At 60.6% G+C, this 26,383-nt stretch carries 27 protein-coding genes; 17 read left to right on the top strand and 10 right to left on the bottom strand.

What is annotated here, in order from left to right; all coding sequences use genetic code 11:
* Positions 1-228 precede the first annotated feature (228 nt).
* Genes metX through AC1Q8Q_RS26530 form a run of 6 tightly spaced genes read left to right on the top strand, consistent with a single transcriptional unit; the run spans position 229 to position 4,585 of the window.
* Complete coding sequence (gene metX / locus AC1Q8Q_RS26505; RefSeq protein WP_020797372.1) at positions 229-1,368, top strand: homoserine O-succinyltransferase MetX; 1,140 nt, start codon at positions 229-231, stop codon at positions 1,366-1,368.
* A gap of 7 nt (positions 1,369-1,375) precedes the next feature.
* A complete protein-coding gene (gene metW, locus AC1Q8Q_RS26510; protein ID WP_008063505.1) occupies positions 1,376-1,996 on the top strand; it encodes a methionine biosynthesis protein MetW in 621 nt (206 codons plus the stop codon).
* A gap of 26 nt (positions 1,997-2,022) precedes the next feature.
* A complete protein-coding gene (locus AC1Q8Q_RS26515) occupies positions 2,023-2,457 on the top strand; it encodes a DUF4426 domain-containing protein (RefSeq protein WP_033043027.1) in 435 nt (144 codons plus the stop codon).
* Positions 2,454-3,050 (top strand): RdgB/HAM1 family non-canonical purine NTP pyrophosphatase, encoded by a 597-nt coding sequence (rdgB, locus tag AC1Q8Q_RS26520; protein WP_033043028.1) that lies wholly within the window; start codon positions 2,454-2,456, stop codon positions 3,048-3,050. The genes AC1Q8Q_RS26515 and rdgB overlap by 4 nt, the downstream gene beginning before the upstream one ends.
* Positions 3,047-4,252, top strand: a complete 1,206-nt coding sequence (gene hemW / locus AC1Q8Q_RS26525; protein WP_033043030.1) for a radical SAM family heme chaperone HemW — start codon at positions 3,047-3,049, stop codon at positions 4,250-4,252. The genes rdgB and hemW overlap by 4 nt, the downstream gene beginning before the upstream one ends.
* Before the next feature lie 9 nt (positions 4,253-4,261).
* The gene (locus AC1Q8Q_RS26530) at positions 4,262-4,585 is read left to right on the top strand and encodes a DUF3392 domain-containing protein (protein ID WP_020797368.1); all 324 of its coding nucleotides are present in this window, start codon (positions 4,262-4,264) and stop codon (positions 4,583-4,585) included.
* Positions 4,586-4,726: 141 nt separating this feature from the next.
* Here the strand turns inward: AC1Q8Q_RS26530 and trmB are convergent, their stop codons facing one another.
* The 4 genes from trmB to AC1Q8Q_RS26550 all read right to left on the bottom strand — a co-directional run bounded on the left by trmB (position 4,727) and on the right by AC1Q8Q_RS26550 (position 6,969).
* Positions 4,727-5,452 (bottom strand): tRNA (guanosine(46)-N7)-methyltransferase TrmB, encoded by a 726-nt coding sequence (gene trmB, locus AC1Q8Q_RS26535; RefSeq protein ID WP_020797367.1) that lies wholly within the window; start codon positions 5,450-5,452, stop codon positions 4,727-4,729.
* 9 nt (positions 5,453-5,461) lie between these two features.
* Positions 5,462-6,256 (bottom strand): thiazole synthase, encoded by a 795-nt coding sequence (locus tag AC1Q8Q_RS26540; RefSeq protein ID WP_020797366.1) that lies wholly within the window; start codon positions 6,254-6,256, stop codon positions 5,462-5,464.
* Between the two features lie 60 nt (positions 6,257-6,316).
* Positions 6,317-6,517 (bottom strand): sulfur carrier protein ThiS, encoded by a 201-nt coding sequence (gene thiS, locus AC1Q8Q_RS26545; RefSeq protein WP_007953386.1) that lies wholly within the window; start codon positions 6,515-6,517, stop codon positions 6,317-6,319.
* Between the two features lie 71 nt (positions 6,518-6,588).
* A complete protein-coding gene (locus AC1Q8Q_RS26550; RefSeq protein ID WP_020797364.1) occupies positions 6,589-6,969 on the bottom strand; it encodes a DUF423 domain-containing protein in 381 nt (126 codons plus the stop codon).
* Between the two features lie 74 nt (positions 6,970-7,043).
* Here AC1Q8Q_RS26550 and mtgA point away from each other — a divergent pair, with 74 nt between their 5' ends.
* Positions 7,044-7,766, top strand: coding sequence for a monofunctional biosynthetic peptidoglycan transglycosylase (gene mtgA, locus AC1Q8Q_RS26555; protein ID WP_033043036.1), 723 nt, complete (start codon positions 7,044-7,046; stop codon positions 7,764-7,766).
* Between the two features lie 216 nt (positions 7,767-7,982).
* On the opposite strand, the gene rpoH is transcribed toward mtgA, so the two are convergent.
* The 4 genes from rpoH to ftsY all read right to left on the bottom strand — a co-directional run bounded on the left by rpoH (position 7,983) and on the right by ftsY (position 12,127).
* Complete coding sequence (rpoH, locus tag AC1Q8Q_RS26560; protein ID WP_008065085.1) at positions 7,983-8,837, bottom strand: RNA polymerase sigma factor RpoH; 855 nt, start codon at positions 8,835-8,837, stop codon at positions 7,983-7,985.
* 112 nt (positions 8,838-8,949) lie between these two features.
* Positions 8,950-9,972 (bottom strand): permease-like cell division protein FtsX, encoded by a 1,023-nt coding sequence (ftsX, locus tag AC1Q8Q_RS26565; protein WP_168759079.1) that lies wholly within the window; start codon positions 9,970-9,972, stop codon positions 8,950-8,952.
* Positions 9,969-10,640, bottom strand: a complete 672-nt coding sequence (gene ftsE / locus AC1Q8Q_RS26570; protein WP_008065082.1) for a cell division ATP-binding protein FtsE — start codon at positions 10,638-10,640, stop codon at positions 9,969-9,971. The genes ftsX and ftsE overlap by 4 nt, the downstream gene beginning before the upstream one ends.
* On the bottom strand, positions 10,637-12,127 hold the full coding sequence (gene ftsY, locus AC1Q8Q_RS26575; RefSeq protein ID WP_033043039.1) for a signal recognition particle-docking protein FtsY: 1,491 nt from the start codon (positions 12,125-12,127) through the stop codon (positions 10,637-10,639). Before ftsY ends, ftsE begins: the two co-directional genes overlap by 4 nt.
* Before the next feature lie 343 nt (positions 12,128-12,470).
* On the opposite strand from ftsY, the gene AC1Q8Q_RS26580 reads away from it, so the two are divergent.
* From AC1Q8Q_RS26580 to AC1Q8Q_RS26610, 7 genes are all read left to right on the top strand, one after another.
* Positions 12,471-13,826, top strand: a complete 1,356-nt coding sequence (locus AC1Q8Q_RS26580; protein WP_020797359.1) for a M16 family metallopeptidase — start codon at positions 12,471-12,473, stop codon at positions 13,824-13,826.
* Positions 13,819-15,309 carry a M16 family metallopeptidase gene (locus tag AC1Q8Q_RS26585; protein WP_020797358.1) on the top strand — a complete coding sequence of 497 codons (1,491 nt, stop codon included), beginning with the start codon at positions 13,819-13,821 and terminating at the stop codon, positions 15,307-15,309. Before AC1Q8Q_RS26580 ends, AC1Q8Q_RS26585 begins: the two co-directional genes overlap by 8 nt.
* Positions 15,309-15,911, top strand: coding sequence for a 16S rRNA (guanine(966)-N(2))-methyltransferase RsmD (gene rsmD, locus AC1Q8Q_RS26590; RefSeq protein ID WP_020797357.1), 603 nt, complete (start codon positions 15,309-15,311; stop codon positions 15,909-15,911). Before AC1Q8Q_RS26585 ends, rsmD begins: the two co-directional genes overlap by 1 nt.
* A 125-nt stretch (positions 15,912-16,036) precedes the next feature.
* The gene (locus tag AC1Q8Q_RS26595) at positions 16,037-17,383 is read left to right on the top strand and encodes a M16 family metallopeptidase (protein WP_454866347.1); all 1,347 of its coding nucleotides are present in this window, start codon (positions 16,037-16,039) and stop codon (positions 17,381-17,383) included.
* On the top strand, positions 17,376-18,836 hold the full coding sequence (locus AC1Q8Q_RS26600; protein WP_151143684.1) for a M16 family metallopeptidase: 1,461 nt from the start codon (positions 17,376-17,378) through the stop codon (positions 18,834-18,836). The genes AC1Q8Q_RS26595 and AC1Q8Q_RS26600 overlap by 8 nt, the downstream gene beginning before the upstream one ends.
* A 98-nt stretch (positions 18,837-18,934) precedes the next feature.
* Positions 18,935-19,930: a hydrolase gene (locus tag AC1Q8Q_RS26605; protein WP_033043051.1), complete on the top strand. Its 996-nt coding sequence runs from the start codon at positions 18,935-18,937 to the stop codon at positions 19,928-19,930.
* 3 nt (positions 19,931-19,933) lie between these two features.
* Positions 19,934-20,764, top strand: coding sequence for an AraC family transcriptional regulator (locus AC1Q8Q_RS26610; RefSeq protein WP_492615714.1), 831 nt, complete (start codon positions 19,934-19,936; stop codon positions 20,762-20,764).
* Positions 20,765-20,888: 124 nt separating this feature from the next.
* Here AC1Q8Q_RS26610 and AC1Q8Q_RS26615 read toward each other — a convergent pair whose 3' ends face one another.
* Positions 20,889-21,743: a sulfurtransferase gene (locus tag AC1Q8Q_RS26615; RefSeq protein WP_168759082.1), complete on the bottom strand. Its 855-nt coding sequence runs from the start codon at positions 21,741-21,743 to the stop codon at positions 20,889-20,891.
* Positions 21,744-21,791: 48 nt separating this feature from the next.
* Positions 21,792-22,460, bottom strand: a complete 669-nt coding sequence (locus AC1Q8Q_RS26620) for a TetR/AcrR family transcriptional regulator (protein WP_020797351.1) — start codon at positions 22,458-22,460, stop codon at positions 21,792-21,794.
* 146 nt (positions 22,461-22,606) lie between these two features.
* On the opposite strand from AC1Q8Q_RS26620, the gene AC1Q8Q_RS26625 reads away from it, so the two are divergent.
* From AC1Q8Q_RS26625 to AC1Q8Q_RS26635, 3 genes are all read left to right on the top strand, one after another.
* Positions 22,607-24,037 carry a coniferyl aldehyde dehydrogenase gene (locus AC1Q8Q_RS26625; protein ID WP_083349861.1) on the top strand — a complete coding sequence of 477 codons (1,431 nt, stop codon included), beginning with the start codon at positions 22,607-22,609 and terminating at the stop codon, positions 24,035-24,037.
* Positions 24,038-24,065: 28 nt separating this feature from the next.
* Positions 24,066-24,611 carry a hypothetical protein gene (locus tag AC1Q8Q_RS26630; RefSeq protein ID WP_020797349.1) on the top strand — a complete coding sequence of 182 codons (546 nt, stop codon included), beginning with the start codon at positions 24,066-24,068 and terminating at the stop codon, positions 24,609-24,611.
* Positions 24,612-24,739: 128 nt separating this feature from the next.
* The gene (locus AC1Q8Q_RS26635) at positions 24,740-26,335 is read left to right on the top strand and encodes a GMC family oxidoreductase (protein WP_492615715.1); all 1,596 of its coding nucleotides are present in this window, start codon (positions 24,740-24,742) and stop codon (positions 26,333-26,335) included.
* The last annotated feature ends 48 nt before the right edge of the window (positions 26,336-26,383 follow it).

Consider the following 26,383-nt stretch of genomic DNA (forward strand, 5'->3'; position numbering starts at 1 on the left):
GAAGGCTGCCCAAGGCAGCCTTCAGCTATGAAACATGTTTACCGGACACTAGTGACGCTCTGCGTGGGAATGCCTCAACGGACGCTCCGCGTCCGGCTCTGGATGTGACGCGGAGCGTCACGGGCTGCATTCCCACGCAGAGCGTGGGAACGATCATCTCGGCTAGTCGCTTGCTGCTATGGGCAGCGGTCTTTAGACTTACGCCTCATTTCAACGAGAGCAGGGTCGATGCCAGCTGCCTTTCCCCCCGATTCTGTTGGTCTGGTGACGCCGCAAGTGGCGCACTTCAGCGAACCCCTGGCGTTGGCCTGCGGCCGTTCGCTCGCGGCCTATGACCTGGTCTACGAGACCTACGGCACCCTGAACGCCACGGCGAGCAACGCCGTGCTGATCTGCCACGCCTTGTCCGGCCACCACCATGCCGCCGGCTATCACAGCCCCGACGACCGTAAACCCGGTTGGTGGGACAGCTGCATCGGCCCCGGCAAGCCCATCGACACCAACAAGTTCTTCGTGGTCAGCCTGAACAACCTCGGCGGCTGCAATGGCTCCACCGGCCCGAGCAGCATCAACCCGGAGACAGGCAAGCCGTTCGGTGCCGATTTCCCGGTGCTAACCGTTGAAGATTGGGTGCACAGCCAGGCACGCCTGGCGGACCGGCTGGGCATCGCGCAATTCGCCGCTGTGATCGGCGGCAGCCTCGGCGGCATGCAGGCGATGCAATGGAGCATCACCTACCCTGATCGCATCCGCCACTGCCTGGCCATCGCCTCGGCCCCCAAGCTGTCGGCGCAAAATATCGCCTTCAACGAAGTAGCACGCCAGGCAATCCTCACCGATCCGGAGTTCCACGGCGGTTCGTTCCAGGAACGAGGCGTGATCCCCAAGCGCGGGCTGATGCTGGCGCGCATGGTTGGGCACATCACCTACCTGTCCGACGACTCCATGGGCGAGAAATTCGGGCGCGGCCTGAAAAGCGAGAAGCTCAACTACGATTTCCACAGCGTCGAGTTCCAGGTGGAAAGCTACCTGCGCTATCAGGGTGAGGAGTTTTCCGGGCGTTTCGACGCCAACACTTACCTGTTGATGACCAAGGCCCTGGACTACTTCGATCCGGCGGCCAACTTCGACGATGACCTGGCGAAAACCTTCGCCAACGCCACCGCCAAGTTCTGCGTGATGTCGTTCACCACCGACTGGCGTTTCTCCCCTGCCCGTTCGCGGGAACTGGTGGACGCACTGATGGCCGCACGCAAGGACGTCTGCTACCTGGAAATCGACGCGCCGCAAGGCCACGACGCCTTCCTGATTCCGATTCCGCGCTACTTGCAGGCGTTCGGCAATTACATGAACCGCATTACGTTGTGAGATAGCCATGAGAGCTGATCTGGAAATCATCCAGGAATGGATCCCCGCGGGCAGCCGCGTGCTCGACCTCGGTTGCGGCAACGGCGAACTGCTGACCTGGCTGCGCGACAACAAACAGGTCACCGGCTATGGCCTGGAAAACGACGCGGACAATATTGCCGAGTGCGTGGCCAAGGGCATCAACGTCATCGAGCAGGACCTGGACAAGGGCCTGGGCAACTTCGCCAGCAACAGCTTCGACATCGTGGTCATGACCCAGGCGCTGCAAGCGGTGCACTACCCGGACAAGATCCTCGACGAAATGCTGCGCGTCGGTCGCCAGTGCATCATCACGTTCCCGAATTTTGGTCACTGGCGCTGCCGCTGGTACTTGGCGAGCAAGGGCCGGATGCCGGTTTCCGAGTTCCTGCCCTACACCTGGTACAACACGCCGAACATCCACTTCTGCACCTTCGCCGACTTTGAAGCCTTGTGTCTCGAACGTGAAGCCAAGGTCATTGATCGGCTGGCAGTGGATCAACAGCATCGGCACGGGTGGGCCAGTAAGCTTTGGCCTAATCTGTTAGGTGAGATCGGTATATACCGCGTCAGCAGCCCGGGGCTTGCAGACCACAAGGTTGCAGTCTGAATCACCACATTTCGAGGAGAACGATCATGGGTCGTCTAGCGCTGCTTCTTCTTACTGCTTGCCTGAGCTTCACGGCCATGGCCGCCGATGCGATCAAAGGTGATCGCCAGGAAAAATTCGGCGACGTGACAGTGCACTACAACACCTTCAACTCCACGTTCCTGACGCCGGACATCGCCAAGGCCGCGGAGCTAACCCGTAGCAAGAACCAGGGCGTGATCAACGTTTCCGTGCTCAAGGACGGCAAGCCGCAGATGGCTCAAGTCAGCGGCACGGTCAAGGACCTGACCAGCCAAAGCGTGCCACTGAACTTCAAGCAGATTACCGAGCAAGGCGCGATCTACTACATCGCCCAATACCCGGTCCCGCAGCAGGAAACCCGCACCTTCGAGATCAAGGTGCAGACCGGTGACAAAATCAACACTATCAATTTCAACCAAGAGCTCTTCCCCGGCGAATGATCAACTTCACGCAACTCGTATTGGCCAGCCATAACGCCGGCAAACTCAAGGAACTCCAGGCCATGCTCGGCGAATCGGTGCAACTGCGCTCGATCGGCGAGTTCAGCAGCGTGGAGCCTGAAGAAACCGGTCTGTCGTTCGTCGAGAACGCCATCCTCAAGGCCCGCAATGCCGCGCGCATTTCCGGCCTGCCGGCCCTGGCGGACGATTCCGGGCTGGCGGTGGATTTCCTTGGCGGTGCGCCAGGCATCTACTCGGCGCGTTATGCCGATGGCAAGGGCGATGCGGCGAACAACGCCAAGCTGCTCGATGTGTTGAAAGACGTGCCTGAAGCTGAACGTGGCGCCCAGTTCGTCTGCGTGCTTGCGCTGGTGCGGCATGCCGACGATCCGCTGCCGATTCTCTGCGAAGGCCTGTGGCACGGACGCATCCTGACCCAGGCCAGCGGCGAACACGGTTTCGGCTACGACCCGTTGTTCTGGGTGCCGGAGCGTGATTGCTCCAGCGCCGAGCTCAGTCCGGGCGACAAGAACCAGATCAGCCACCGCGCCCGTGCAATGGATCTGCTGCGCCAGCGACTGGGCTTGAAATGACCCGTGAATCCTCCGCGTCGTCGTTGATCTTCGGCGGCGCCGCGCAATCGCCTCGGGCCGCCCTGCCTGTGCTGCCGCCCTTGGCGCTGTACATCCACATCCCGTGGTGCGTACGTAAATGCCCTTATTGCGACTTCAACTCCCACACCGCCAGCCCCGTGCTCCCGGAAGAAGAGTATGTCGACGCATTACTGGCTGACCTCGATCAGGACCTGCACGCTGTCTACGGCCGTGAGCTGAGCTCGATCTTTTTCGGTGGCGGCACGCCCAGCCTGTTCAGTGCCCAGGCCTTAGGTCGCCTGCTCAAAGGCGTGGAGCAACGCATTGCCTTTGCCAGCGACATCGAGATCACTCTGGAAGCCAATCCGGGGACCTTCGAACAAGAGAAGTTCATCGCCTACCGAGCGCTGGGCATCAATCGCCTGTCGATTGGCATCCAGAGTTTCCAGCAAGAAAAACTCAATGCCTTGGGTCGTATCCACAACGGTGATGAGGCCGTACGCGCCGCCGGCATGGCTCGTCAAGCGGGGTTCGATAACTTCAACCTTGACTTGATGCATGGCTTGCCCGATCAATCGCTGGAAGACGCCCTGAGCGACTTGCGCCAAGCCATCGCCCTGAAGCCGACCCACCTCTCCTGGTATCAGCTGACCCTGGAGCCGAACACCGTATTCTGGAACCAGCCCCCGACGCTGCCGGAAGACGACACCCTATGGGATATCCAGGAAGCCGGGCAGGCGCTGTTGGCTGAACACGGTTACGCGCAGTATGAAGTCTCGGCTTATGCCCAGCCGGGTCGCCCGGCTCGGCATAACCTCAATTACTGGAGCTTTGGCGACTTCATCGGCATCGGTGCCGGTGCCCACGGCAAGCTCAGCCATCCGGATGGACGCATTATCCGCACCTGGAAGACCCGCCTGCCGAAGGACTACCTGAACCCGAAAAAGCGCTTCCAGGCTGGCGAAAAAGCGTTGAGCAATGAAGAAATGCCGTTTGAGTTCCTGATGAACGCCCTGCGCCTGACCGCAGGTGTCGAGGCGCGGCTTTATCCGGAACGCACTGGAATGACCCTGGAAAGCCTCACCGAAAGCCGTCGCGAAGCCGAACAAAGCGGCCTGTTGCAGGTCGAACCGTCACGTCTGGCGGCTACCGAGCGCGGACAACTCTTCCTCAACGACTTGCTGCAGAAATTTCTGACATAAGGAAATCGAATGGATTTGGTACTCGACCTGCTCGCCACCGCGTCTCGCTGGAGCCGCAGCAATCTCTCGGAAATCGCCCTCGCCCTGGTAGGTTGCCTGCTGGTGCTGTTCGGTGCGGATTTCAAAGGCTGGGTCGAGCAACGCCTGGGCAGCATCGCCGGCGCCTTGCGCGTACCACTGATGTCGTTGCTGTGCATGGTGGGTAGCGGTGCGGCGCTGATCTACGCCACGCCGTGGATCGTCAAGGGCTTGAGCCAGTTCAACAATTACAGCCTGGCGCCGGTGTTGCTGGTGGTGCTGGTGCTTATCGGCGTAGTCGCCGACCGCCGCTGACTCCCTGGTCATTGATCGTTCCCACGCTCTGCGTGGGAATGCCTCAACGGACGCTCCGCGTTCGGCTTTAGAGGGGACGCAGAGCGTCCCGGGCTGCATTCCCACGCAGAGCGTGGGAACGATCAGTACAGACTCAGTCGATCAGGACTGCTTTTCGAACTTCAGATCCCACACGCCATGCCCAAGACGTTCGCCACGGCGTTCGAACTTGGTGATCGGGCGCTCGGCCGGGCGTGGCACGCACTTGCCGTCTTCGGCGAGGTTGCGGTAACCCGGTGCGACGTTCATCACTTCCAGCATGTACTCGGCGTACGGTTCCCAGTCGGTGGCCATGTGCAGGATACCGCCGACCTTCAACTTGCTACGCACCAGTTCGGCGAAGGACGCCTGGACGATACGACGCTTGTGGTGACGGCTCTTGTGCCATGGGTCCGGGAAAAACAGCATCAGGCGATCAAGGCTGTTATCGGCCACGCAGCGGTTGAGCACTTCGATGGCATCGCAATCGTAAACCCGCAGGTTGGTCAAACCCTGGGTCAATACGCCATTGAGCAGCGCGCCAACACCTGGACGGTGAACCTCGACGCCGATGAAATCCTGCTCCGGCGAAGCCGCGGCCATTTCCAGCAGCGAATGTCCCATGCCGAAGCCGATCTCCAGCGAACGCGGTGCCGAGCGACCGAACACCTGGTCGAAGTCCACCGGCGCGTCGGCCAGGGGCAGCACGAACAGCGGCGCACCCTGCTCCAGGCCACGTTGCTGGCCTTCGGTCATGCGCCCGGCGCGCATCACGAAACTCTTGATGCGGCGGTGTTGGCGCTCGTCGCCTTCTTCCGTCTGGATTGGCGTGTCGTTCGATTCAGTCATCAAAGGCTCTTACTTGATCAGACCATCCAGCGGCGAAGAGGCGCTGGCATAGAGTTTTTTCGGCATGCGGCCGGCGAGGTAGGCCAGGCGGCCTGCGACGATCGCGTGTTTCATGGCTTCGGCCATCATGATCGGCTGCTGGGCGTGAGCGATGGCCGAGTTCATCAGCACCGCATCGCAGCCCAGTTCCATGGCGATAGTGGCGTCGGAAGCGGTACCGACACCGGCATCCACCAGCACCGGGATTTTTGCTTCTTCGAGGATGATCTGCAGGTTGTACGGGTTGCAGATCCCCAGGCCAGAACCGATCAGCCCGGCCAGCGGCATCACCGCGATGCAGCCGATTTCCGCCAGTTGACGGGCGATGATCGGGTCGTCGCTGGTGTAGACCATCACGTCGAAGCCTTCCTTGACCAGCGTTTCCGCGGCCTTGAGGGTTTCGATCACGTTGGGGAACAGGGTTTTCTGGTCGGCCAGCACTTCCAGCTTGACCAGATTGTGGCCGTCGAGCAGCTCACGGGCCAGACGGCAGGTGCGCACGGCTTCGATGGCGTCGTAGCAACCGGCGGTGTTTGGCAGGAAGGTATAGCGATCCGGCGACAGCACTTCGAGCAGGTTCGGCTCGCCTTCAATCTGGCCCAGGTTGGTGCGGCGCACGGCGAAGGTGACGATCTCGGCACCCGAGGCCTCGATGGCCTGACGGGTTTCTTCCATGTCACGGTACTTGCCGGTACCCACCAGCAAACGCGACTGGTAAGTACGACCGGCCAGAACAAAAGGCTTGTCGCTGCGAACGATGCTCATGGGGAATCCTCTTTAAGGGTGAGGGTCTTGCAGAATTCTGTGCCCTTGCAGGCCGGGCGACTAGCCGCCGCCGATGGCGTGCACGACTTCGACATTGTCACCGTCGTTGAGCGTGGTATCGGCATGCTGGCTGCGCGGGACGATATCCAGATTGAGTTCGACCGCCACCCGGCGTCCGGTCAGGTCCAGACGGGTCAGCAGGGCCGCAACGGTTTCACCGTCGGGCAGTTCAAAGGATTCGCCGTTCAACTGAATGCGCATGTCGAATGCCGCCATCATTTTTTGGGGCTGGCATTCTAGCCCGATCATGACCTAAAGGTCAGCAACAAGCGTCAAGCGGTCAACGGCAAGCGCCAGGCGGCAAGGCCCAGGCAAAGCCAGCCGATCAGGAACGCCAGGCCACCGAACGGGGTGATGATGCCCAGCTTGCTGACTCCCGTCAGCGTCAGCACGTACAGGCTGCCGGAGAACAGCACAATACCGATGGCAAAGGATGCGCCGGCCCAGGTAACGAGGCGACCCGGAATCTGCGTAGCCAGCAACGCCACGCCCAGCAATGCCAGGGTGTGCACCAGTTGATAGGTGACGCCGGTATGGAAAATTGCCAGGTATTCGGCGCTCAGGCGGTTTTTCAGGCCGTGCGCGGCAAACGCCCCGAGACCGACACCGGTGAAGCCGAAAAAAGCGGCCAGCATCAAAAAGCCACGCAGCATGAAGAACTCCAGTCAGTCTCGATCCACAGGGTCTGTATAATGGCCCGCTCAACGGGTTCGGCCAAGCCATCTCTATGCTGCGTATCTATTTCCGTCGTTTCGCCAAGGCCGTGCTCTGGTTCATGGGTGCCAGTGTAGTGTTGGTGCTGATTTTCCGCGTGGTGCCGCCGCCCGGGACAATGCTGATGGTCGAGCGCAAGATCGAATCCTGGTTCGATGGCGAGCCCATCGACCTGCAACGTACCTGGAAACCTTGGGATGAAATCTCCGACGACCTTAAAGTCGCGGTGATTGCCGGTGAGGACCAGAAATTTCCCGAGCATTGGGGCTTTGACTTCGGCGCGATCCAGAAAGCACTGGCCCACAACGAGCTCGGCGGCACCATCCGGGGTGCCAGCACCCTGAGCCAGCAGGTGTCGAAAAACCTGTTCCTGTGGTCCGGCCGCAGTTGGCTGCGCAAAGGCCTGGAAGCCTGGTTTACCGGGTTGATCGAAGTGTTCTGGCCCAAGCAGCGGATTCTTGAGGTGTACCTCAACAGCGTCGAGTGGGATGACGGGGTGTTTGGGGCAGAGGCGGCGGCCAGACACCACTTTGGCACCAGCGCAAAAGGTCTCAGTCGCCAGCAATCGAGCTTGCTGGCGGCCGTATTACCGAATCCGCGAGTATGGAGTGCCAGCCATCCAACCGCTTACGTGGCACGGCGTGCGGGCTGGATTCGGCGGCAGATGAGTCAGTTGGGTGGAGACAGCTACCTGGTGGGGCTCAATGATTCGCGTCGGGCACCTTGGGAACAATAGACGATCACGATTTTTCCGGACACTGATGCCCCCCCACTGTGGGAGCGAGCCTGCTCGCGAAAGCGATTGATCATTCAAATTTGTGCTGGCTGACTTGACGCTTTCGCGAGCAGGCTCGCTCCCACATTGGTTTGGCAGTGCGGTAGATTCATTGGCAGCACCAACAAAAACGCCCCGATCAATGACCGGGGCGTTTTTTATTGCCTTTCGCGCGGGTTACGCGGCGATGGACAGTTTGAGCTTGTTCATCGCGCTCTTCTCGAGCTGGCGAATACGCTCGGCCGACACGTTGTACTTCTGTGCCAGGTCGTGCAGCGTGGACTTTTCTTCTGCCAGCCAGCGCTGGTAGAGGATGTCGCGGCTGCGGTCGTCCAGCACTTCGAGCGCTTCGTGCAGGTTGTGGTTGGAATTGTCGCTCCAGTCGGCATCTTCCAGCTGACGGGCCGGGTCGTACCGGTGGTCTTCCAGATAGTTGGCCGGTGACTGGAAGGCACTGTCGTCATCGGCTTCGGCCGCCGGGTCGAAGGCCATGTCGTGACCGGTCAGGCGACTTTCCATCTCGCGCACTTCCCGCGGCTCCACCCCGAGGCTTTCCGCCACACGGTGGACTTCCTCGTTGTTCAGCCACGCCAGGCGTTTTTTCTGGCTGCGCAGGTTGAAGAACAGCTTGCGCTGGGCCTTGGTGGTCGCGACTTTCACGATCCGCCAGTTACGCAGGATGAATTCGTGGATCTCCGCCTTGATCCAGTGCACGGCAAAGGACACCAGGCGCACGCCCATTTCCGGGTTGAAGCGCTTCACGGCCTTCATCAGGCCGACGTTACCTTCCTGGATCAGGTCAGCCTGGGCCAGGCCGTAGCCGGAATAGCTACGGGCGATATGTACGACAAAACGCAGGTGGGCGAGCACCATCTGCCGAGCCGCCTCAAGATCCTGCTCATAATAGAGACTCTCGGCCAGTTCACGCTCCTGCTCCGGCGTCAGCAATGGAATGCTGTTGACGGTGTGCACATAGGCCTCCAGGTTCGCACCCGGGACCAGAGCATATGCAGGCTGCAAAGAATTGGTCATACGAAAAAACCTCCCACTTACATACTCGTGCCATTGGCACTGCGAAAATTGACCGGAAACCGAAAGACAAGTTCCCTTAAAAACTGCAAGGTCAATACGCGCAAAAAAGATTCTACTTCGGCGCCAGCTCCCTGAGATGACGTGCGACTGCAATCCATGCACCGATATAACCCAACAGCACCGCGCCAAGCAAGAGAGACAGACCGTCGGCAACCGGTACGCCGGCCAGTGCGAAATCACTGCCGTACAACCCGGCCAAGCCGACCACCGCATCGTTCAGCCAGTTCAGGCCGAACGCCAATACGCCCCAGGAAAGAATCCCCGCACCGAAACCATACAGCGCTCCCATGTAGAGAAAGGGTCTGCGCACATAGCTGTCAGTGCCGCCTACGAGTTTAATCACTTCTATCTCTGTGCGGCGGTTTTCAATATGAAGACGAATGGTATTGCCTATCACCAAAAGTAATGCAGAAACCAGAAGCACGGTCAGACCGAAGACAAATCGGTCGCCCAGCTTGAGGATGGCTGCCAGACGCTCGACCCAGACTAGATCAAGCTGCGCCTGTTGTACCTTCGGCAGTTCGGAAAGTTTTTGTCTTAATGCTTCAAGAGCCGGCTTGTCGACTTCGGTCGGCGTTACCAACACCACGCCAGGCAGCGGGTTTTCCGGCAGTTCCTTGAGCGCTTCACCCAGGCCCGACTGCTGTTGGAACTCTTCCAGCGCCTGTTCCCGACCGACGTATTCGGCATCGGCCACCCCAGGGATACCCTTGATCTGTTCGCGCAGCGCCTCGCCATCCGTCGCGCTGGCCTCGAGTTGCAGGTACAGGGAGATCTGCGCCGCGCGTTGCCAGGAACCACCAAGGCGCTCAACGTTACTTAGCAAAAGTGACAGGCCCATGGGCAAACTCAAGGCAACCGCCATCACCATGCAGGTGAAAAAGCTGCCGATGGGCTGCTTGCCCAGGCGACGCAAGCTGTCGAGCAGGCTGGCGCGATGACTTTCGATCCAGGCGCGCAACAGCGTGGCGAAATCCGGGCCATCATCGTCGTCGTGTTTTTTCTTCTGTGGTTGCGGGTCGGCGGCCTTGGGGGCCACGCGCTCGGAAACCTTTGGACTGCGAGTAGCGCTCATTCGCCGGCCTCCCCATCGCCGATCAATCGGCCGCGTTGCAGCGTCAGCATGCGATGGCGCATGCGCGCAATCAGGGCCAGGTCGTGGCTGGCGATCAGCACGCTGGTGCCCAGGCGGTTGATGTCTTCGAACACACCCATGATTTCCGCCGCCAGACGCGGGTCGAGGTTGCCGGTCGGTTCGTCCGCCAGCAGCAGGGCCGGGCGATGGACGATCGCACGGGCGATGCCGACGCGCTGTTGCTGACCGGTGGACAAGTCGCCGGGATACAGGTCGGTCTTGTCCGACAGCGCCACGCGTTCCAGGGCCGAGTCCACGCGCTTGGCGATTTCGGCCTTGGACAAACCGAGGATCTGCAACGGCAGCGCGACGTTATTGAACACCGTGCGATCGAATAGCAGTTGGTGGTTCTGGAACACCACGCCGATCTGCCGACGCAGGAATGGAATCTGTGCGTTGCTGATGGTGCTCAGGTCTTGCCCAGCCAGCAGCAGCTTGCCGCTGGTCGGACGCTCCATGGCCAGCAACAGTCGCAGCAAGGTGCTCTTGCCGGCACCGGAATGGCCCGTTACAAACAAAAATTCGCCCCGACGGACTCGAAAGCTCAGCTCATGCAAGCCGACGTGACCGTTCGGGTAGCGTTTACCGACCTGTTCGAAACGAATCATGAACGCTCCCGTTCGGCAAACAGTGCCTGGACAAAGGGTTCAGCTTCAAAAGTGCGCAAATCGTCGATGCCCTCACCGACGCCGATGTAGCGGATCGGCAGGCCAAACTGCTTGGCCAGGGCGAAAATCACCCCGCCCTTGGCGGTCCCGTCGAGCTTGGTCAGCGCCAGGCCGGTCAGTTCGACGGTCTGGTTGAATTGCTTGGCCTGGTTGATGGCGTTCTGCCCCGTGCCGGCATCGAGCACCAGCAACACCTCGTGCGGCGCGTCGGCATCGAGCTTGCCGATCACCCGGCGAACCTTTTTCAGCTCTTCCATCAGGTTGTCTTTGGTGTGCAGGCGACCGGCGGTGTCGGCGATCAGCACATCGATGCCACGGGCCTTGGCGGCCTGGACGGCGTCGAAGATCACCGAAGCCGAATCGGCCCCGGTGTGCTGGGCGATGACTGGAATCTTGTTGCGCTCGCCCCATACCTGCAATTGCTCGACCGCGGCAGCGCGGAAGGTGTCGCCGGCGGCCAGCATGACTTTCTTGCCCTCCAGCTGCAGTTTCTTCGCCAGCTTGCCGATCGTGGTGGTCTTACCGGCGCCGTTGACGCCCACCACCAGGATCACGAAAGGCTTGTTCTGCGAGGTGATTTTCAGCGGTTGCTCGACGGGCTTGAGCATGGCCGCCAGCTCGGCTTGCAGGGATTTGTACAGCGCATCGGCATCGGCCAGTTCCTTGCGCGCGACCTTCTGGGTCAGGCGCTGGATGATCACTGACGTAGCCTCGACACCAACGTCGGCGGTCAGCAGGCGGGTTTCGAGGTCATCGAGCAGTTCGTCATCGATGGCTTTCCTGCCCAGGAACAGGCTGGCCATGCCTTCGCCGATGCTGGCACTGGTCTTGGACAGGCCTTGCTTGAGGCGGGCGAAGAAACCGGCTTTGGTTTCTTCGGTGCGTACCGGCTCGACTGGAACTTCGATAGGGGCAGCGACAACAGGAGCAATAACAGGTGCAGGTGCAGGCTCTGGCGCCTGGACAATCGGTGCAACCGGCGGGACAAATGCAGCGACCGCGGGTGGCGGTGCAGCCTCGACGACGGGCGCAACGACCGGCTCGACCACGGGTGCCTGAACCGGCTCAGGCGCAGAAACCGCCTGCGCCGGAATCGGTGGTGTCACGTGCGGCGCCAAGTCATCTTCGACCAGCGCCACCGGCTCTTCCGCCACTGGCAAGGTCAACCAGGGCTCGGTGACCGGGGTCAGCGGCAATTCGGCGACGACTTCAGTCGCTGTTTCGACAAGCGGTTGCAGCACCGGCTCGGCGATCGGCGACACAACCGGCGCAGGTTCGGCGTTTATTACCGGCGCGGGCGTTGGCTCAGGTAGTGGTTGTGGCTGTTCGACGACGGGTTCCTGCGGCTTTTTGCGCAGCCATCCGAACAGGCTTTTCTTTTCACCAGCCGCAGCTGGGGTCTTCTTGTCGTCGTTGGAACCAAACATGGAGGACGGCTATCTCACGGTAGCGACGCGCCAACGGGCGCCCCGGCAAATGAATATTCGATGCAGAACAGACTGCGATTGACCCAGCTTGTTCATGCGCAACATTTTGTCGAGGTGCAAAAGGCACCCTGCAAAAACGATTTCACTAAGGACTGATGGCGGAAAATCGGCGAAAAAGCAGAGTTTAGTTGATAAACCACAGCTTACTGCCGCAAACCCAAACAACCTGATCAAACGTAAAGGCCTGATAGGCGTGGCCGCCAGTAAAACGGATCAGTATCCTAGCACCCTCTCGCCCGCTGAAGCTAAGAACAAGCGGGCAGCCCCAAAGGTTTAAAAACGAATGAATGCCCTAGCCCGCCGCGCTGCAGGCCTGCTGCTCAGCACACTTTGCCTGCCCCTTTCGGCCCTTGCGGCCGACCCGCAACCGACCCACGAATTCACCCTCGACAACGGCTTGAAGGTCGTCGTGCGCGAAGACCATCGCGCCCCGGTGGTGGTTTCCCAAGTCTGGTACAAGGTTGGCTCCAGCTACGAGACGCCCGGCCAGACCGGCCTGTCCCATGCCCTGGAACACATGATGTTCAAGGGCAGCGAAAAAGTCGGCCCTGGCGAAGCGTCGCTGATCCTGCGCGACCTCGGCGCCGAAGAAAACGCCTTCACCAGCGACGATTTCACGGCCTATTACCAGGTCCTGGCCCGCGACCGCCTGGGCGTGGCCTTCGAACTGGAGGCCGATCGCATGGCCAGCCTGCGCCTGCCGCCCGACGAGTTCGCTCGCGAGATCGAAGTCATCAAGGAAGAGCGGCGCCTGCGCACAGACGACAAACCCATGTCCAAGGCTTACGAGCGCTTCAAGGCCATGGCATACCCGGCCAGCGGCTATCACACGCCGACCATTGGCTGGATGGCAGACCTGGACCGCATGAAAGTCGAAGAGCTGCGTCATTGGTACCAATCCTGGTACGTGCCCAACAACGCCACGCTGGTGGTGGTCGGCGACGTGACGCCGGACGAGGTCAAGACCCTGGCCCAGCGCTACTTCGGTCCGATCGCCCGGCGTGAGGTGCCGTCGGCGAAGATTCCGCTGGAACTGGCCGAGCCCGGTGAACGCAAGATCACCCTGCATGTGAAGACCCAATTGCCCAGCCTGATGTTGGCCTTCAACGTGCCAAGCATCGCCACCACTGACGACAAGCGCCTGGTCAACGCCCTGCGGCTGATCTCGGCCCTGCTCGACGGCGGCTACAGCGGACGCATTCCGACTCAATTGGAGCGTGGCGAAGAATTGGTGTCCGGCGGCTCGTCGAGTTACGACGCCTACACCCGCGGCGACAGCCTGTTTACCCTGTCGGCAACGCCCAATAGCCAGAAGAACAAGACCATCGCCCAGGCCGAAGCCGGCTTGTGGAAGCTGCTTGAACAACTGAAAACCACCGCGCCGACCGCCGAAGAACTGGAACGCGTAAGGGCGCAGGTCATCGCCGGGTTGGTCTACGAGCGCGACTCGATCACCAGCCAGGCCACCGCCATCGGCCAGCTGGAAACCGTCGGCCTGTCGTGGAAACTGATGGACACCGAACTCGCCGAACTGGAAAGCGTGACACCGCAAGATATCCAGGACGCCGCCAAGCTGTATTTCACCCGCGAACGTCTCAGCGTCGCCCATGTTCTGCCGGAGGAGACGACTCATGAGTGAGCCTAAAAAACCGCGCCTCGCCCTGCTTGGCTTGATCGCTGTCGCCCTGATCGGGTCGGCCGCGTTCTATTTTTCCAAGACCGACCCGTCCAATGCCAGCGAAGCGCTGGACAAGGCCAAGGCCAGCCAGAAGCTGCAGTCGTTGACCGAACTCAACGGCAAGGCCCCGAGCCACCGTAAGCTCGATGTGCAGACCTGGAACACTGCAGAAGGCGCCAAGGTGTTATTCGTCGAAGCCCGTGAGCTGCCGATGTTCGACATGCGCCTGATCTTTGCCGCCGGCAGCAGCCAGGACGGTGACGCTCCGGGCCTGGCGCTACTGACCAACGCCATGCTTAATGAAGGCGTGGCTGGCAAGGATGTCAGCGCCATTGCCCAGGGCTTCGAAGGCCTGGGGGCCGATTTCGGTAACGGTGCCTACAAAGACATGGCGGTTGCCTCGCTGCGTAGTCTCAGCGCAGCGGACAAACGTGAACCGGCCTTGAAGCTGTTCGCCGAAGTGGTCGGCAAACCGACCTTCCCCGCCGACTCGTTTACCCGCATCAAGAACCAGATGCTCGCCGGTTTCGAATACCAGAAACAGAACCCCGGCAAACTCGCCAGCCTCGAGTTGATGAACCGTTTGTACGGTAATCACCCCTACGCGCACGCCAGCGATGGCACGGCGCATACCGTTCCGGCCGTCACCCTTGCGCAACTGCGCGCGTTCCACCAGAAAGCCTATGCCGCAGGCAACGTGGTGATCGCGCTGGTCGGCGACCTGTCCCGCGCCGAAGCCGAAGCCATTGCCGCGCAGGTATCGGCCGCCCTGCCCAAAGGTCCGGCCCTGCCGAAGATCGAGCAACCCGCCGAACCCAAGGCCAGCATCGGCCATATCGAGTTCCCGTCCAAGCAAACCAACCTGATGCTCGCGCAACTGGGCATCGACCGCGACGATCCGGATTACGCGGCACTGTCCATGGGCAACCAGATCCTCGGTGGTGGCGGTTTTGGTACTCGACTGATGAGCGAAGTGCGCGAAAAGCGTGGCCTGGCGTATGGTGTGTACTCAGGTTTCAGCCCGATGCAGGCACGTGGCCCGTTCATGATCAACCTGCAGACCCGCGCCGAAATGAGCGAAGGCACCCTGAAACTGGTGCAGGATGTACTCGCCGACTACCTCAAGACCGGCCCGACCGAAAAAGAGCTCGACGACGCCAAGCGCGAACTGGCTGGCAGCTTCCCGCTGTCCACCGCCAGCAACGCCGATATCGTCGGCCAGTTGGGCGCGATTGGCTTCTATGGCTTGCCACTCAGTCATCTGGAAGACTTCATGCAGCAGTCGCAGAACCTGACCGTCGAGCAGGTCAAGACAGCAATGAACAAACACCTGAGTACGGACAAGCTGGTCATCGTCAGCGCTGGCCCAACCGTGCCGCAAAAGCCGTTGCCGGCCCCTACTGATAAACCCGCCGAGCAACCGCTCGGGGTTCCGGAGCATTAATGGCCACTTCTCGCCCGAAAAAACCTGTCCACAACGTGCATAACGGTGTGAACCAGCTGCGCATCATCGGCGGCGAATGGCGCAGCCGCAAACTGAGCTTCCCCGACGCTCCAGGCCTGCGCCCGACGCCGGACCGGGTGCGTGAAACCCTGTTCAACTGGCTCGCACCCTACGTCCCGGGCGCCAAGGTGCTCGATCCGTTCACCGGCAGCGGCGCGCTGTTTCTCGAAGCCTTGTCCCGTGGCGCAGCCATGGGCCAGGCGCTGGATGCCAGCAGCCTTGCGGTGTCCAGCCTCAAGGAGCACCTGGGCACGCTGCGCTGCACCACCGGCCAGGTCCAGACCGCCGATGCCCTGCGTTATCTGGAAACCCAGCCAGCGATTGCCTACGACCTGGTGTTCCTCGACCCGCCGTTCAACCAGAACTTGCTGCCCGCCGTTTGCACGCTGCTAGAAGAGCGCCAGTGGCTGGCCGAAGATGCCTGGGTGTACACCGAAAGCGAAAGCGCACCCTCGACCCTCGGCCTGCCTGAGAACTGGCGCCTGCACCGGGAGCAGAAGTCCGGACGTGTCTACTACTCGTTGTGGCAACGCAGCGCCTGAATCCCTGTGACATGACCGCCCCGCAATTACCCTGAATACGCGCTACATAGTTACCGCCAGACGACCCTCCAGATAATCCACAGTGGTTTGTGCAAATACCTGCAAACCACTGAGGATGTACACGGATGAACATCTCCTGCAGCACATGTCTGTTGCTCTTTATCGGGTGGCTGCCGCTCTTGGCTGTCGCCGCATCACCCCCTTTGACTCAAGCTTTCACCCTGGACAATGGACTTAAGGTTGTCGTGCGTGAAGATCATCGATCTGCAGCCGTCACCGCCCAACTCTGGCTGAAAGTCGGTTCAAGCTACGAAACGCCTGGCCAGTCCGGCCTGTCCCACGCCCTCGAGCACATGGTCTACAAAGGCAGCAGCAAAGCCTGCGCCGGAGAGTTTCCCGCAATACTGGAGAAACTCGGGGCCAACGAAAACGCATTTACCGGTAAGGACTACACCGTCTATTACCAGACACTTGCCCCCGGCAGGCTGGCTGTTGCGTTCGAAATCATGGCCGACCTGATGAGTACGGCCAGGTTGCGTGAGCAAGATTTCACCACGGAGCTGGAGGTTATAAAGCAGGAGCGTCGCAATAGTATCGACGACCATGTTTCAGCCCTGAGCCTCGAACGCCTGGAAAGCCTCGCCTACCTGAGCAGCGCCTATCGCACCCCGGTCATAGGCTGGATGCACGACCTGCAGCGGCTGGAGGCCCTTCAACTGCAGCAGTGGTACCAGGCCTGGTACGCACCCAACAATGCGACGCTGGTGGTCGTTGGCAATGTCACCCCTGACGGGGTCAAGGCGTTGGCACAGAAATACTTCGATCACCTGGATCGACGCACGACGCCGGTTGCCGTCGTACCTGTCGAATTGTCCACACCCGGCGAAAGGTCGTTGACCCTGTACGCCCCGATATCGGCTCCGCAGCTCATCATGAGTTTCAACATTCCTGGCCTGGCCACTGCGCAAGAGCGCGGGACCGCTCATGCCCTGCGCCTGCTCGAAATCCTGTTGGCAGGTTCCAACAGTGCACGAATCAAACAGCAACTGCAGTTTGGCGAAGCGATATTTTCCGAGGTCCAGTCAGGGTACGACGCCTTCACTCGCGGCGATTCGTTGCTGACCATCAGCACTCAACTCAACCTCGACAAGGTCACGAGTCCAGACCAGGCACTTGCGCGCCTGTGGCAAACGATTGATGAACTGAAAGGCAAGGCACCGGAAAAGGCCGAACTGGATCGGGCCAAAACCATCCTGATCGCCAACACGGTTTATGCACAAGATGATCTGGAAGGCCAAGCCAGTACACTCGGCCTGCTGGAAAGCATTGGCCTCGACTGGCAGTTGGCGGATCAGGACACGGATGAGCTGAACAAGATCACTCCCCTGGATATTCAAAACGCTGCAATCACTTACCTGACACGCGAACGGATGAGCATCGCCCGGATCCTGCCGGAGAAGAACAATGGATAAGTTCACACCCTTCATGAAAGGCATATGGCTAATACTGTCTGGCGTGCTGATGAGCGGGCAGGCGCTTACGGCTGTTGCCACCACAATGACCGCACCACAAAAAGTCATGTTGCAATCACTGAATGAGCCTCAGGCCCAATCGGTTGCGCGGTCGCTACCGATCAAGGGATACAAGACCCTTTCCGGAACCAAAGTCCTGTTCATTCGCACCCCCGGCCTGCCCATGTTCGACGTGCATGTCAGCTTTGCCGCCGGCAGCGCTCACACCCCCCATCAACCTGGCCTGGCAGCCCTGACCTACAGCCTTTTGAATGAAGGCGTGGATGGCAAGGACCTCAATGCCATTCTGGAAAGCTTCGACCAACTGGGAGCCAGACTGGGCATGGGTATCACTCAGGATCGGGCCAACTTTTCCTTGCGCAGCTTGAGCGATGAAGCCCAACGTGTTCCTGCCTTGGCGCTGTTTGCCCAGATGCTTGGCAAACCTTCATTGCCGGAACAGTCCCTGCCTGTGGCGAAGTCCCAGCTACTGCACTTCCTCGACACTGAGGACCAGTCCCATGCCTACCAGGCCAATAAAGCCCTACAAGGATTGCTGTCCCCCGGACACGGTTATGTACAGTCCGTGTATGGGACCAGGGACGGTCTTGCCGCCATCACCCACAATCAGGTCCAGGACTTCCATCGCCACGGGTACGCAGCAGGCAACGCGATGATAACGCTGGTCGGCGACCTTACGGAGGACGAAGCCCAGCGCATTGGCGCACAGATTTCCAGTGCATTACCCCTGGGACCCACCGTTGCCACGATCAAAGCCCCGGACAGTCCCGCCTCTCCAGGTTTTCTGCAGCTGCAAAGGCCAACGAACCAGGCTTACGTGCGCCTTGCCCAGCCAGGCGTCCTGCGCGCCAGTCCAGACTATGTTGCATTGCAGATGGCGAGCCAGATTTTCACAAATCGGCTGATGCATGAACTTCGTGAGCTTCGTGGTCTCACTTATGACGTTCAAGCCGGGCTTTCTACCCTTCAGGCGCAAGGCATCATGACAATCGAGCTGCAGACCAGACCGGAAGTCGCCGATGGGGTAATGACAAAAATCAAGGAGATGTCTCGTGACTTCCTGATCCACGGCCCCACCCAGGAAGAACTCGATGACACCAAAACGCGACTGGCCGGCAGCGCGCCATTGAACAGCACCACCAATACACAGATCGTGGGGCAGCTGCGCGACATCGCTGTCAACGACTTACCATTGAGCCTCGACTTTTCCACTGAAAAAGCCTTGGCATTGGACCTCGCATCGGTCAAGAACGCACTTATCCGACATCTCGACAGCGAGCAATGGAGCACAGTCATCCTGGGGCCCAAGGCCGACCAGCAACCGCTACCAGCCCCTATGGAAAGTGCGGCCAATGGCATCTGTCGCGAAACCGACGAGATTGTGGCAAGTTAGATTTCCCATGACGACGCGGTCGCGGCGCAAGCCGGCCGCGTCATTGTGCGGTTTCACGAAGACCTTTAACGAGAACGGATGTGCAACCCCGCCACACGATCACTGAACCGCCCGCCTTCAGACCAGCCTTCGGCCTCGGCAATCCGCACTTGCAGACCTTGTGGGGGCCGCTGTGGCGCAAAACCACCCACCTGCAACGCGAGCGTGAACGCCTGTGGCTCGAGGATGGCGACTTCCTCGACCTTGACTGGCATGGCCCGCACACTGTCGATGCGCCTCTGGTCCTGGTGTTGCACGGACTGACCGGTTCGTCGAATTCACCTTATGTTGCCGGCATACAGAAAGCGCTGGGCGACCAGGGCTGGGCCAGTGTCGCGCTGAACTGGCGTGGCTGCTCCGGCGAACCCAATCTGTTGCCGCGCAGCTATCATTCCGGCGCCAGTGAAGACCTGGCCGAAACCATCAGGCACCTGCGGGCAAAGCGTCCACTCGCACCGTTGTATGCCGTCGGTTATTCCCTGGGCGGCAATGTGCTGCTCAAGCATCTGGGTGAAACCGGCAGTGCCAGCGGCGTGCTCGGCGCGGTGGCGGTGTCGGTGCCGTTTCGCCTGGACCAGTGCGCCGACCGCATCGGCCAGGGTTTCTCAAAGGTCTATCAGGCGCATTTCATGCGCGAGATGCTGGCCTACATCAAGAACAAGCAACGCCAGTTTCAGCATGACGGGCGCGAGGAGGGTCTCGCGGCACTCGCTGCGCTGGGCTCGCTGGAAAACATGCGCACGTTCTGGGATTTCGATGGCCGGGTGACCGCGCCCCTCAATGGTTTCGCGGATGCCCAGGACTACTATCGTCGCGCATCGAGCCGCTACTTCCTCGGCGAAATCTGTACACCCACCCTGATCATTCAGGCTGCCGATGACCCCTTCGTTTTTCCCCACAGCCTGCCGCAGGCTGACGAGTTGTCAGCCTGCACGCAATTCGAATTGCAGGCCCGGGGCGGGCATGTCGGATTTGTCGATGGCTCGTTCCGCCAACCAGGGTACTACCTGGAGCGGCGCATTCCGCAGTGGCTGACTACCGTGGGACGCGGCTAGGCCATGGGCAACACCCAGGGCGAGTCCATCCACTTCTGGCAAACGGCGCCGTTAGCCGGGATCGAGCTGTTGTCGGCACGCTACATCGAACACCGTTTCGCCCCCCATGTGCATGATGGCTATGTGATCGGCATGATCATGGCCGGCGCCCAGCGTTACCGCTATCGCGGTGCCGAACACCTGGCAGGCAGTGGCACACTGGTGCTGATCAACCCTGATGAACTGCACACAGGCCACAAGGGTACGGAAGACGGCTGGTTGTACCGGGCGTTTTATCCCGACAGCGAGCAGATTCTTTCACTGTTGGCCGAGCTGGAACTGCCGACCCATCACCTGCCGGCATTCGGCGCCACGCTGTATCGCGACCAGGACCTGGTCAACGGCTTTTGTCAGTTACATCGCTTGCTGGAAAGCCCCGCCACAGCCCTGCAGCAGCAGACTGCCTGGCGGGAGCTGATGCTGTCACTGCTGCAACGCCACGCAGCGGTTCCCGTTGCCGGCAAACCGGGCAAGGAGCACCGGGCAGTGACTTTGGCCAAGGAGCTGCTGCAGGCACAACTGGCGGCGCCGCCTTCGCTGGAAGAACTGGCGGCGACGGTGAACTTGTCGCCTTTCCACTTCGCACGGGTGTTCCGCCGCGCCACCGGCATGCCGCCACACACATGGCTGATGCAGCAACGCATCGCTCGGGCGCGGGCGTTGCTGCAGGGTGGTTGTTTGCCGCTGGACGTCGCGACACAGCTGGGGTTTGCCGACCAGAGTCATCTGAGCCGGCAGTTCAAGCAGGTGTATGGGGTTGGACCTGGAGCGTATCGCAGCGCGCGCCTTTATTAACGCTCAAGAAAACCCGTTACCCCTGTGGGAGCGAGCCTGCTCGCGAAAGCGGTGTGTCAATCAACTTATCAGTCGGCGGATATTTCGCTTTCGCGAGCAGGCTCGCTCCCACAGGGGGTAGGGCTTATTCGCCGGTGGCAACGCCCCGCGCAGGATCATTGATCCACTCACTCCACGACCCGGCATACAACGACCCCAACGGATAACCCGCCAGGCACAGGGCGAACAGGTTATGGCACGCCGTCACACCGGAACCGCAATACGCCACCAGATCGGCCGGCGAGCGCTCGCCGAGTTTTGCGGCAAACCGCTGCTTGAGCTGATCGGCTGGCAGGAAACGCCCGTCGCTGCCCAAGTTGTCGGTGAAGGCCGCACATTGCGCACCAGGAATGTGGCCGGCAATCGGGTCGATCGGTTCAACCTCGCCCTTGAAGCGCGGCAAGGCACGGGCATCGAGCAAGGTCAGCGCGGGTTGGGCCAGGCGCTCCTGCAACTGCTCGGCACTGAGGATCAGCGCGTTGTCCGGCACTCCGGTAAATGTGCCGCGGCTACTCGACGGTGGGTCCAGGCTCAGGGGCAAGCCCGCCGCGTGCCAGGCCTTAAGCCCGCCGTCGAGGATAAACACGCCGTCACGCTTGCCCAACCAGGCCAGCAACCACCAGGCCCGCGCTGCAAAGGCACCCGGACCGTCGTCGTACAAGACCACTTCGCTGTCGGCGTTGATGCCCCACGCCTGCAGGCGTTCGATCAAGTCCGCCGGCTCGGGCAATGGATGGCGCCCGGTCACGCCCTTGACCACTTTGCCACTCAGGTCGCGCTCAAGATCGGCAAAAGACGAGCCGGCGATGTGCCCTTGTGCGTAGCTGCGCTGGCCGTAATCCGGGTCTTCGAGAGCAAAACGACAATCAAGAATCACCAACCCCGGCTGGTCCTTTTTCAGGTCCAGTGCTTGCGGGCTGATCAGTTGCGCAATGGGCATAACGGGCTCCTGTGATGGGCTATTTTCGATCCTGCAGCATTCGTTATTTCATACTTCTTCCAATGCCTGGGCCAACGGCACGTAAAACTCTTCAAACAGCGCATCGACCGCGTCGCGAGCTTGATCCGTGACGAAACCCGCCTCCAGCACCAATACCTGGTACACGCCGCGCTTGATGGCTTGTTCGCTGAGGTGGCTGGAGTTTTCCCGCGTGGTGCACAAAAAACGCACCCAGGAGGTGAGGATGATCCAGGCATTGATCGTCAGGGACTCGATCTGCACCCGATCCATCTTCAGGATGCCGGCGGCAACAAAACCTTCGTAGATGGCGGCGCCCTGAATCACGCAGCGCTGGGAAAAGCGCCGGTAGCGGGCCGCCAGTTCCGGGTCACTGTCGAGCAAGTGCTCCAGGTCCCGGTGCAGGAACCGGTAGCGCCACATGGCTGACAACAGCTCCTTGAGGTAGAAACGCTTGTCTTCCACCGTGGCGGCGCGCCCCTGTGGCGGACGCAGGAAGCTGTCCACCAGGCTCTCATACTCACCGAACAGCACGGCGATGATCGCCTGCTTGTTAGGAAAGTGGTAGTACAGGTTGCCCGGAGAAATCTCCATGTGGGCGGCGATGTGGTTGGTGCTGATGCTGCGCTCGCCCTGCTGGTTGAACAGCTCCAGGCTGTTCTGCACGATGCGCTCGCTGGTTTTTATCCTTGGGGCCATGGCTTGAGCTTAAATTCAGAGTGCGATGAGGGGCATCTTACGGCCTATCCGCGAGCGATAAAACAAAGCGGTGCCGAGGATGGTATTTGACTTTTTAGAGTATAGACTCTAGAAATGCTCTCACTACAACAAATCCGGAGCCGACCATGACTGCTGACATTTCCTACCTGCAAAATCTCCAGCAGCCCCTGCAAGAGCTTCAGACCCTGTTCGACGCACAGCGCGCGGCCTATGCTGCCAACCCGATGCCGCCCGCGGCCCAGCGCCAGCAATGGCTCAAGGCGCTACGTGATTTGCTGGACAACGAACGCCAGGCCTTGATCGATGCGATCAGCCAGGATTTCAGCAACCGCAGTGCCGATGAAACCTTGCTCGCCGAACTGATGCCCAGCCTGCACGGCATTCACCACGCCCGCCGCCACCTCAAGGGCTGGATGCGCGCGTCGCGGCGCAAAGTCGGTATCGCGTTTCAGCCGGCGTCGGCGAAGGTGGTCTACCAGCCACTGGGCGTGGTCGGGGTCATCGTGCCGTGGAACTATCCGTTGTACCTGGCCATCGGGCCTTTGGTCGGCGCGTTATCGGCAGGTAACCGGGTGATGCTCAAACTCAGCGAATCGACCCCGGCCACCGGTTTGCTGATCAAGGCGTTGTTCGCGCGAATCTTCCCCGAAGACCTGGTTTGCGTGGTGCTGGGCGAAGCCGATATCGGCGTGGCGTTTTCACGCCTGCCCTTCGATCACCTGCTGTTCACCGGCGCCACCAGCATTGGCAAACACGTGATGCGCGCGGCGGCGGAAAACCTGACGCCGGTCACCCTGGAACTGGGCGGCAAGTCCCCGGCCATTGTTTCCCATGACGTACCGCTCAAGGATGCCGCTGAACGCATCGCTTTCGGCAAGACCCTCAATGCCGGCCAGACCTGCGTGGCCCCGGATTACGTGCTGGTGCCGGAAGATCGTGTCGGCGCGTTCGTGGAGGCCTATCGACAGGCGGTTCGCGGTTTTTATCCGACCCTCGCCGACAACCCGGACTACACCGCGATCATCAATGACCGACAACTGGCGCGACTCAAGGGCTATGTCAGCGATGCCACCAGCAAGGGTGCCCTGCTGATTCCAGTGTTCGAGCAAGGCCAAGGCCGTCGCATGGCGCATAGCCTGCTGCTTAACGTCAACGACGAGATGACGGTGATGCAGGACGAAATCTTCGGCCCGCTGTTGCCGATCGTTCCCTACAAGCATCTGGACCAGGCCTTCGCCTATATCAACCAGCGGCCTCGCCCACTGGCGCTGTACTACTTTGGCTACGACAAGCGCGAGCAAAACCGTGTGCTGAACGAGACCCACTCCGGAGGCGTCTGCCTCAACGACACCCTGCTGCACGTGGCCCAGGATGACATGCCGTTCGGCGGTATCGGTCCTTCGGGCATGGGCCATTACCACGGACACGAAGGCTTCCTGACGTTCAGCAAGGCCAAGGGTGTGCTGGTCAAGCAGCGCTTCAACGCGGCGAAGCTGATCTATCCGCCCTATGGCAAAGCCATTCAGAAAATGATCCAGAAGCTGTTTATCCGCTAACGATAGCCACCGCCGGGTAATAACAATAATGCACCCAAGCCTGTCCGAAACACCCGCGCTGTCACGGCGCGGCCTGCTCAAATTCAGCCTCGGCGCCAGCGCCTTTCTTGCCACTGCCGGGTTGGGGGCCAGCCTCAGCGGCTGCTCATCGAGCGCGCCTGCCAGTGGCTTCACGGCACTGCGCAGTAGCGACCTGCTGTTTTTGCGCGCCCTTGTCCCAGTGATGCTCGACGGTGCAGTCACGGCCGCGAACATGCCGGAGGCTGTCGAGGGCACCCTGAAAAGCCTCGATTACAACCTCGACCACCTGTCTCCGGAAATGCTCAAGCTCACTCGACAATTGTTCGATGTGCTGGGCATGGCCGTGACCCGCGGGCCGCTGACCGGGATCTGGGGTAGCTGGGAAAACGCCAGTGCCGAGGATATCCGGCGCTTCCTCGATCGCTGGGAAAACAGCTCGTTGAGCCTGCTGCGCATGGGTCACAGTTCATTGCTGCAACTGGTGATGATGGCCTGGTATGGGCGCAAGGAGTCATGGGCGCATTGCGGGTATCCGGGGCCACCAGCGGTTTGAGACCGCGTCGACGCTTTCGCGAGCAGGCTCGCTCCCACAGAGATCGCGTACCCATGTGGGAGCGAGCCTGCTCGCGAAGGCGCCAGCTGCTTCACCACTTCATCCAACAATAAAAAGAGAACCCGAAGATGCCCGTACCCGACCCGTTCCGCGAAGGCATGGCCCGTGGCTGGAAAACCCATGATGGCTCGCAACTGACCCAGGACCTGACCCTCGAAGCGGATGTGGCGATCATCGGCAGCGGTGCCGGTGGAGGGACCACGGCCGAAATCCTCAGTGCGGCCGGCTACAAAGTGCTGCTGATCGAGGAAGGCCCACTCAAGACCAGCAGCGACTTCAAGTTGCTCGAAGACCAGGCCTACGCCAGCCTCTACCAGGAAGGCATCGGTCGCATGAGCAAGGATGGCGCAATCACCATCCTCCAGGGCCGGGCGGTGGGCGGCACCACGCTGATCAACTGGACCTCCAGCTTCCGCACGCCAGAGCCAACCCTGGAACACTGGGCCAAGGAACACAACGTGAAGGGCCATTCCCCTGCTGAAATGGCGCCCTGGTTCGAAAAAATGGAACAGCGCCTGGGCGTCGCCCCGTGGATGGTCCCGCCCAACGCGAACAACGAAGTGATCCGCAAGGGTTGCGAAAAGCTCGGTTACAACTGGCATGTGATCCCGCGCAATGTGAGCGGCTGCTGGAACCTCGGCTACTGCGGCATGGGCTGCCCGACCAACGCCAAGCAGTCGATGATGGTCACGACCATTCCGGCCACCCTGGAAAACGGCGGCGAGCTGCTTTATCTGGCCCGCGCGGAAAAACTCATCATCAGTGGCGAGACCGTCACCGGACTGCACTGCGTGGCGATGGACGAGCGCTGTGTCGAGCCCACCGGACGCAGTATCAGGGTCAAGGCCAAGCATTACGTATTGGCCGGCGGCGGAATCAACAGCCCGGCGCTGCTGCTGCGCTCCGACGCGCCCGACCCGCACAAGCGGCTGGGCACACGCACCTTTCTGCATCTGGTGAACATGTCCGCCGGCTTGTTCGACGAAGTCATCAACCCGTTCTATGGCGCGCCACAGTCGATCTATTCCGACCATTTCCAATGGCAGGATGGCACCACCGGCAAGATTGGCTACAAACTGGAGGTTCCGCCGCTGCACCCGGCGCTGGCCGCCACCCTGCTGGGTGGCTTCGGCCAGGAAAATGCCCGGCACATGGCTGACCTGCCGCACACTCACGCCATGCTGGCGTTGCTGCGCGACGGATTCCACCCGGACAGTCCCGGTGGCAGCGTACAACTGCGCGGTGACGCTACACCAGTGCTCGACTACCAGATTTCACCCTACGTCTGGGACGGCTTGCGCCGGGCCTTCCACAGCATGGCCGAGATCCAGTTCGCCGGGGGCGCCAAGGCCGTGATGCCCATGCACGCCGATGCTCGCTACGTTAAAACCTTGGGCGAAGCGCGCACGCTGATCGACGGGCTCAATCTGGCGTTGTATCGCACGCGCTTGGGCAGCGCCCATGTGATGGGCGGATGCAGCATGGGCGAAGACCCGAAAAATGCGGTCACCGATAGCCTTGGCCGGCATCATCAACTGGGTAATTTGTCGATCCATGATGGTTCGCTCTTCCCCACCAGCATTGGCGCAAACCCGCAGTTGTCGGTCTATGGGCTGACGGCGCAACTGGCGACTTCTTTGGCTGAACGTTTAAAAAACCCGTGAAAAAGACGATTATTTCCATCGTCTATAGTGCTTTCTTACCCAACAGGC

Source organism: Pseudomonas sp. GW823-FHT06B06 (genome assembly GCF_058795195.1).

What these genes read in the sequence shown, in the direction of transcription:
- AC1Q8Q_RS26600 (WP_151143684.1), top strand. Translation starts at nt 17,376, where the DNA reads ATGGATAAGTTCACACCCTTCATGAAAGGCATATGGCTAATACTGTCT.
- AC1Q8Q_RS26635 (WP_492615715.1), top strand. Translation starts at nt 24,740, where the DNA reads ATGCCCGTACCCGACCCGTTCCGCGAAGGCATGGCCCGTGGCTGGAAA.
- rpoH (WP_008065085.1), bottom strand. Translation starts at nt 8,837, where the DNA reads ATGACCAATTCTTTGCAGCCTGCATATGCTCTGGTCCCGGGTGCGAAC.
- mtgA (WP_033043036.1), top strand. Translation starts at nt 7,044, where the DNA reads ATGCTGCGTATCTATTTCCGTCGTTTCGCCAAGGCCGTGCTCTGGTTC.
- ftsX (WP_168759079.1), bottom strand. Translation starts at nt 9,972, where the DNA reads ATGAGCGCTACTCGCAGTCCAAAGGTTTCCGAGCGCGTGGCCCCCAAG.
- AC1Q8Q_RS26550 (WP_020797364.1), bottom strand. Translation starts at nt 6,969, where the DNA reads ATGCTGCGTGGCTTTTTGATGCTGGCCGCTTTTTTCGGCTTCACCGGT.
- AC1Q8Q_RS26620 (WP_020797351.1), bottom strand. Translation starts at nt 22,460, where the DNA reads ATGGCCCCAAGGATAAAAACCAGCGAGCGCATCGTGCAGAACAGCCTG.
- AC1Q8Q_RS26585 (WP_020797358.1), top strand. Translation starts at nt 13,819, where the DNA reads ATGAGTGAGCCTAAAAAACCGCGCCTCGCCCTGCTTGGCTTGATCGCT.
- ftsY (WP_033043039.1), bottom strand. Translation starts at nt 12,127, where the DNA reads ATGTTTGGTTCCAACGACGACAAGAAGACCCCAGCTGCGGCTGGTGAA.
- AC1Q8Q_RS26615 (WP_168759082.1), bottom strand. Translation starts at nt 21,743, where the DNA reads ATGCCCATTGCGCAACTGATCAGCCCGCAAGCACTGGACCTGAAAAAG.
- AC1Q8Q_RS26580 (WP_020797359.1), top strand. Translation starts at nt 12,471, where the DNA reads ATGAATGCCCTAGCCCGCCGCGCTGCAGGCCTGCTGCTCAGCACACTT.
- AC1Q8Q_RS26530 (WP_020797368.1), top strand. Translation starts at nt 4,262, where the DNA reads ATGGATTTGGTACTCGACCTGCTCGCCACCGCGTCTCGCTGGAGCCGC.
- AC1Q8Q_RS26540 (WP_020797366.1), bottom strand. Translation starts at nt 6,256, where the DNA reads ATGAGCATCGTTCGCAGCGACAAGCCTTTTGTTCTGGCCGGTCGTACT.
- thiS (WP_007953386.1), bottom strand. Translation starts at nt 6,517, where the DNA reads ATGCGCATTCAGTTGAACGGCGAATCCTTTGAACTGCCCGACGGTGAA.
- AC1Q8Q_RS26625 (WP_083349861.1), top strand. Translation starts at nt 22,607, where the DNA reads ATGACTGCTGACATTTCCTACCTGCAAAATCTCCAGCAGCCCCTGCAA.
- rdgB (WP_033043028.1), top strand. Translation starts at nt 2,454, where the DNA reads ATGATCAACTTCACGCAACTCGTATTGGCCAGCCATAACGCCGGCAAA.
- hemW (WP_033043030.1), top strand. Translation starts at nt 3,047, where the DNA reads ATGACCCGTGAATCCTCCGCGTCGTCGTTGATCTTCGGCGGCGCCGCG.
- ftsE (WP_008065082.1), bottom strand. Translation starts at nt 10,640, where the DNA reads ATGATTCGTTTCGAACAGGTCGGTAAACGCTACCCGAACGGTCACGTC.
- AC1Q8Q_RS26515 (WP_033043027.1), top strand. Translation starts at nt 2,023, where the DNA reads ATGGGTCGTCTAGCGCTGCTTCTTCTTACTGCTTGCCTGAGCTTCACG.
- rsmD (WP_020797357.1), top strand. Translation starts at nt 15,309, where the DNA reads ATGGCCACTTCTCGCCCGAAAAAACCTGTCCACAACGTGCATAACGGT.
- metX (WP_020797372.1), top strand. Translation starts at nt 229, where the DNA reads ATGCCAGCTGCCTTTCCCCCCGATTCTGTTGGTCTGGTGACGCCGCAA.
- AC1Q8Q_RS26610 (WP_492615714.1), top strand. Translation starts at nt 19,934, where the DNA reads ATGGGCAACACCCAGGGCGAGTCCATCCACTTCTGGCAAACGGCGCCG.
- trmB (WP_020797367.1), bottom strand. Translation starts at nt 5,452, where the DNA reads ATGACTGAATCGAACGACACGCCAATCCAGACGGAAGAAGGCGACGAG.
- AC1Q8Q_RS26595 (WP_454866347.1), top strand. Translation starts at nt 16,037, where the DNA reads ATGAACATCTCCTGCAGCACATGTCTGTTGCTCTTTATCGGGTGGCTG.
- metW (WP_008063505.1), top strand. Translation starts at nt 1,376, where the DNA reads ATGAGAGCTGATCTGGAAATCATCCAGGAATGGATCCCCGCGGGCAGC.
- AC1Q8Q_RS26630 (WP_020797349.1), top strand. Translation starts at nt 24,066, where the DNA reads ATGCACCCAAGCCTGTCCGAAACACCCGCGCTGTCACGGCGCGGCCTG.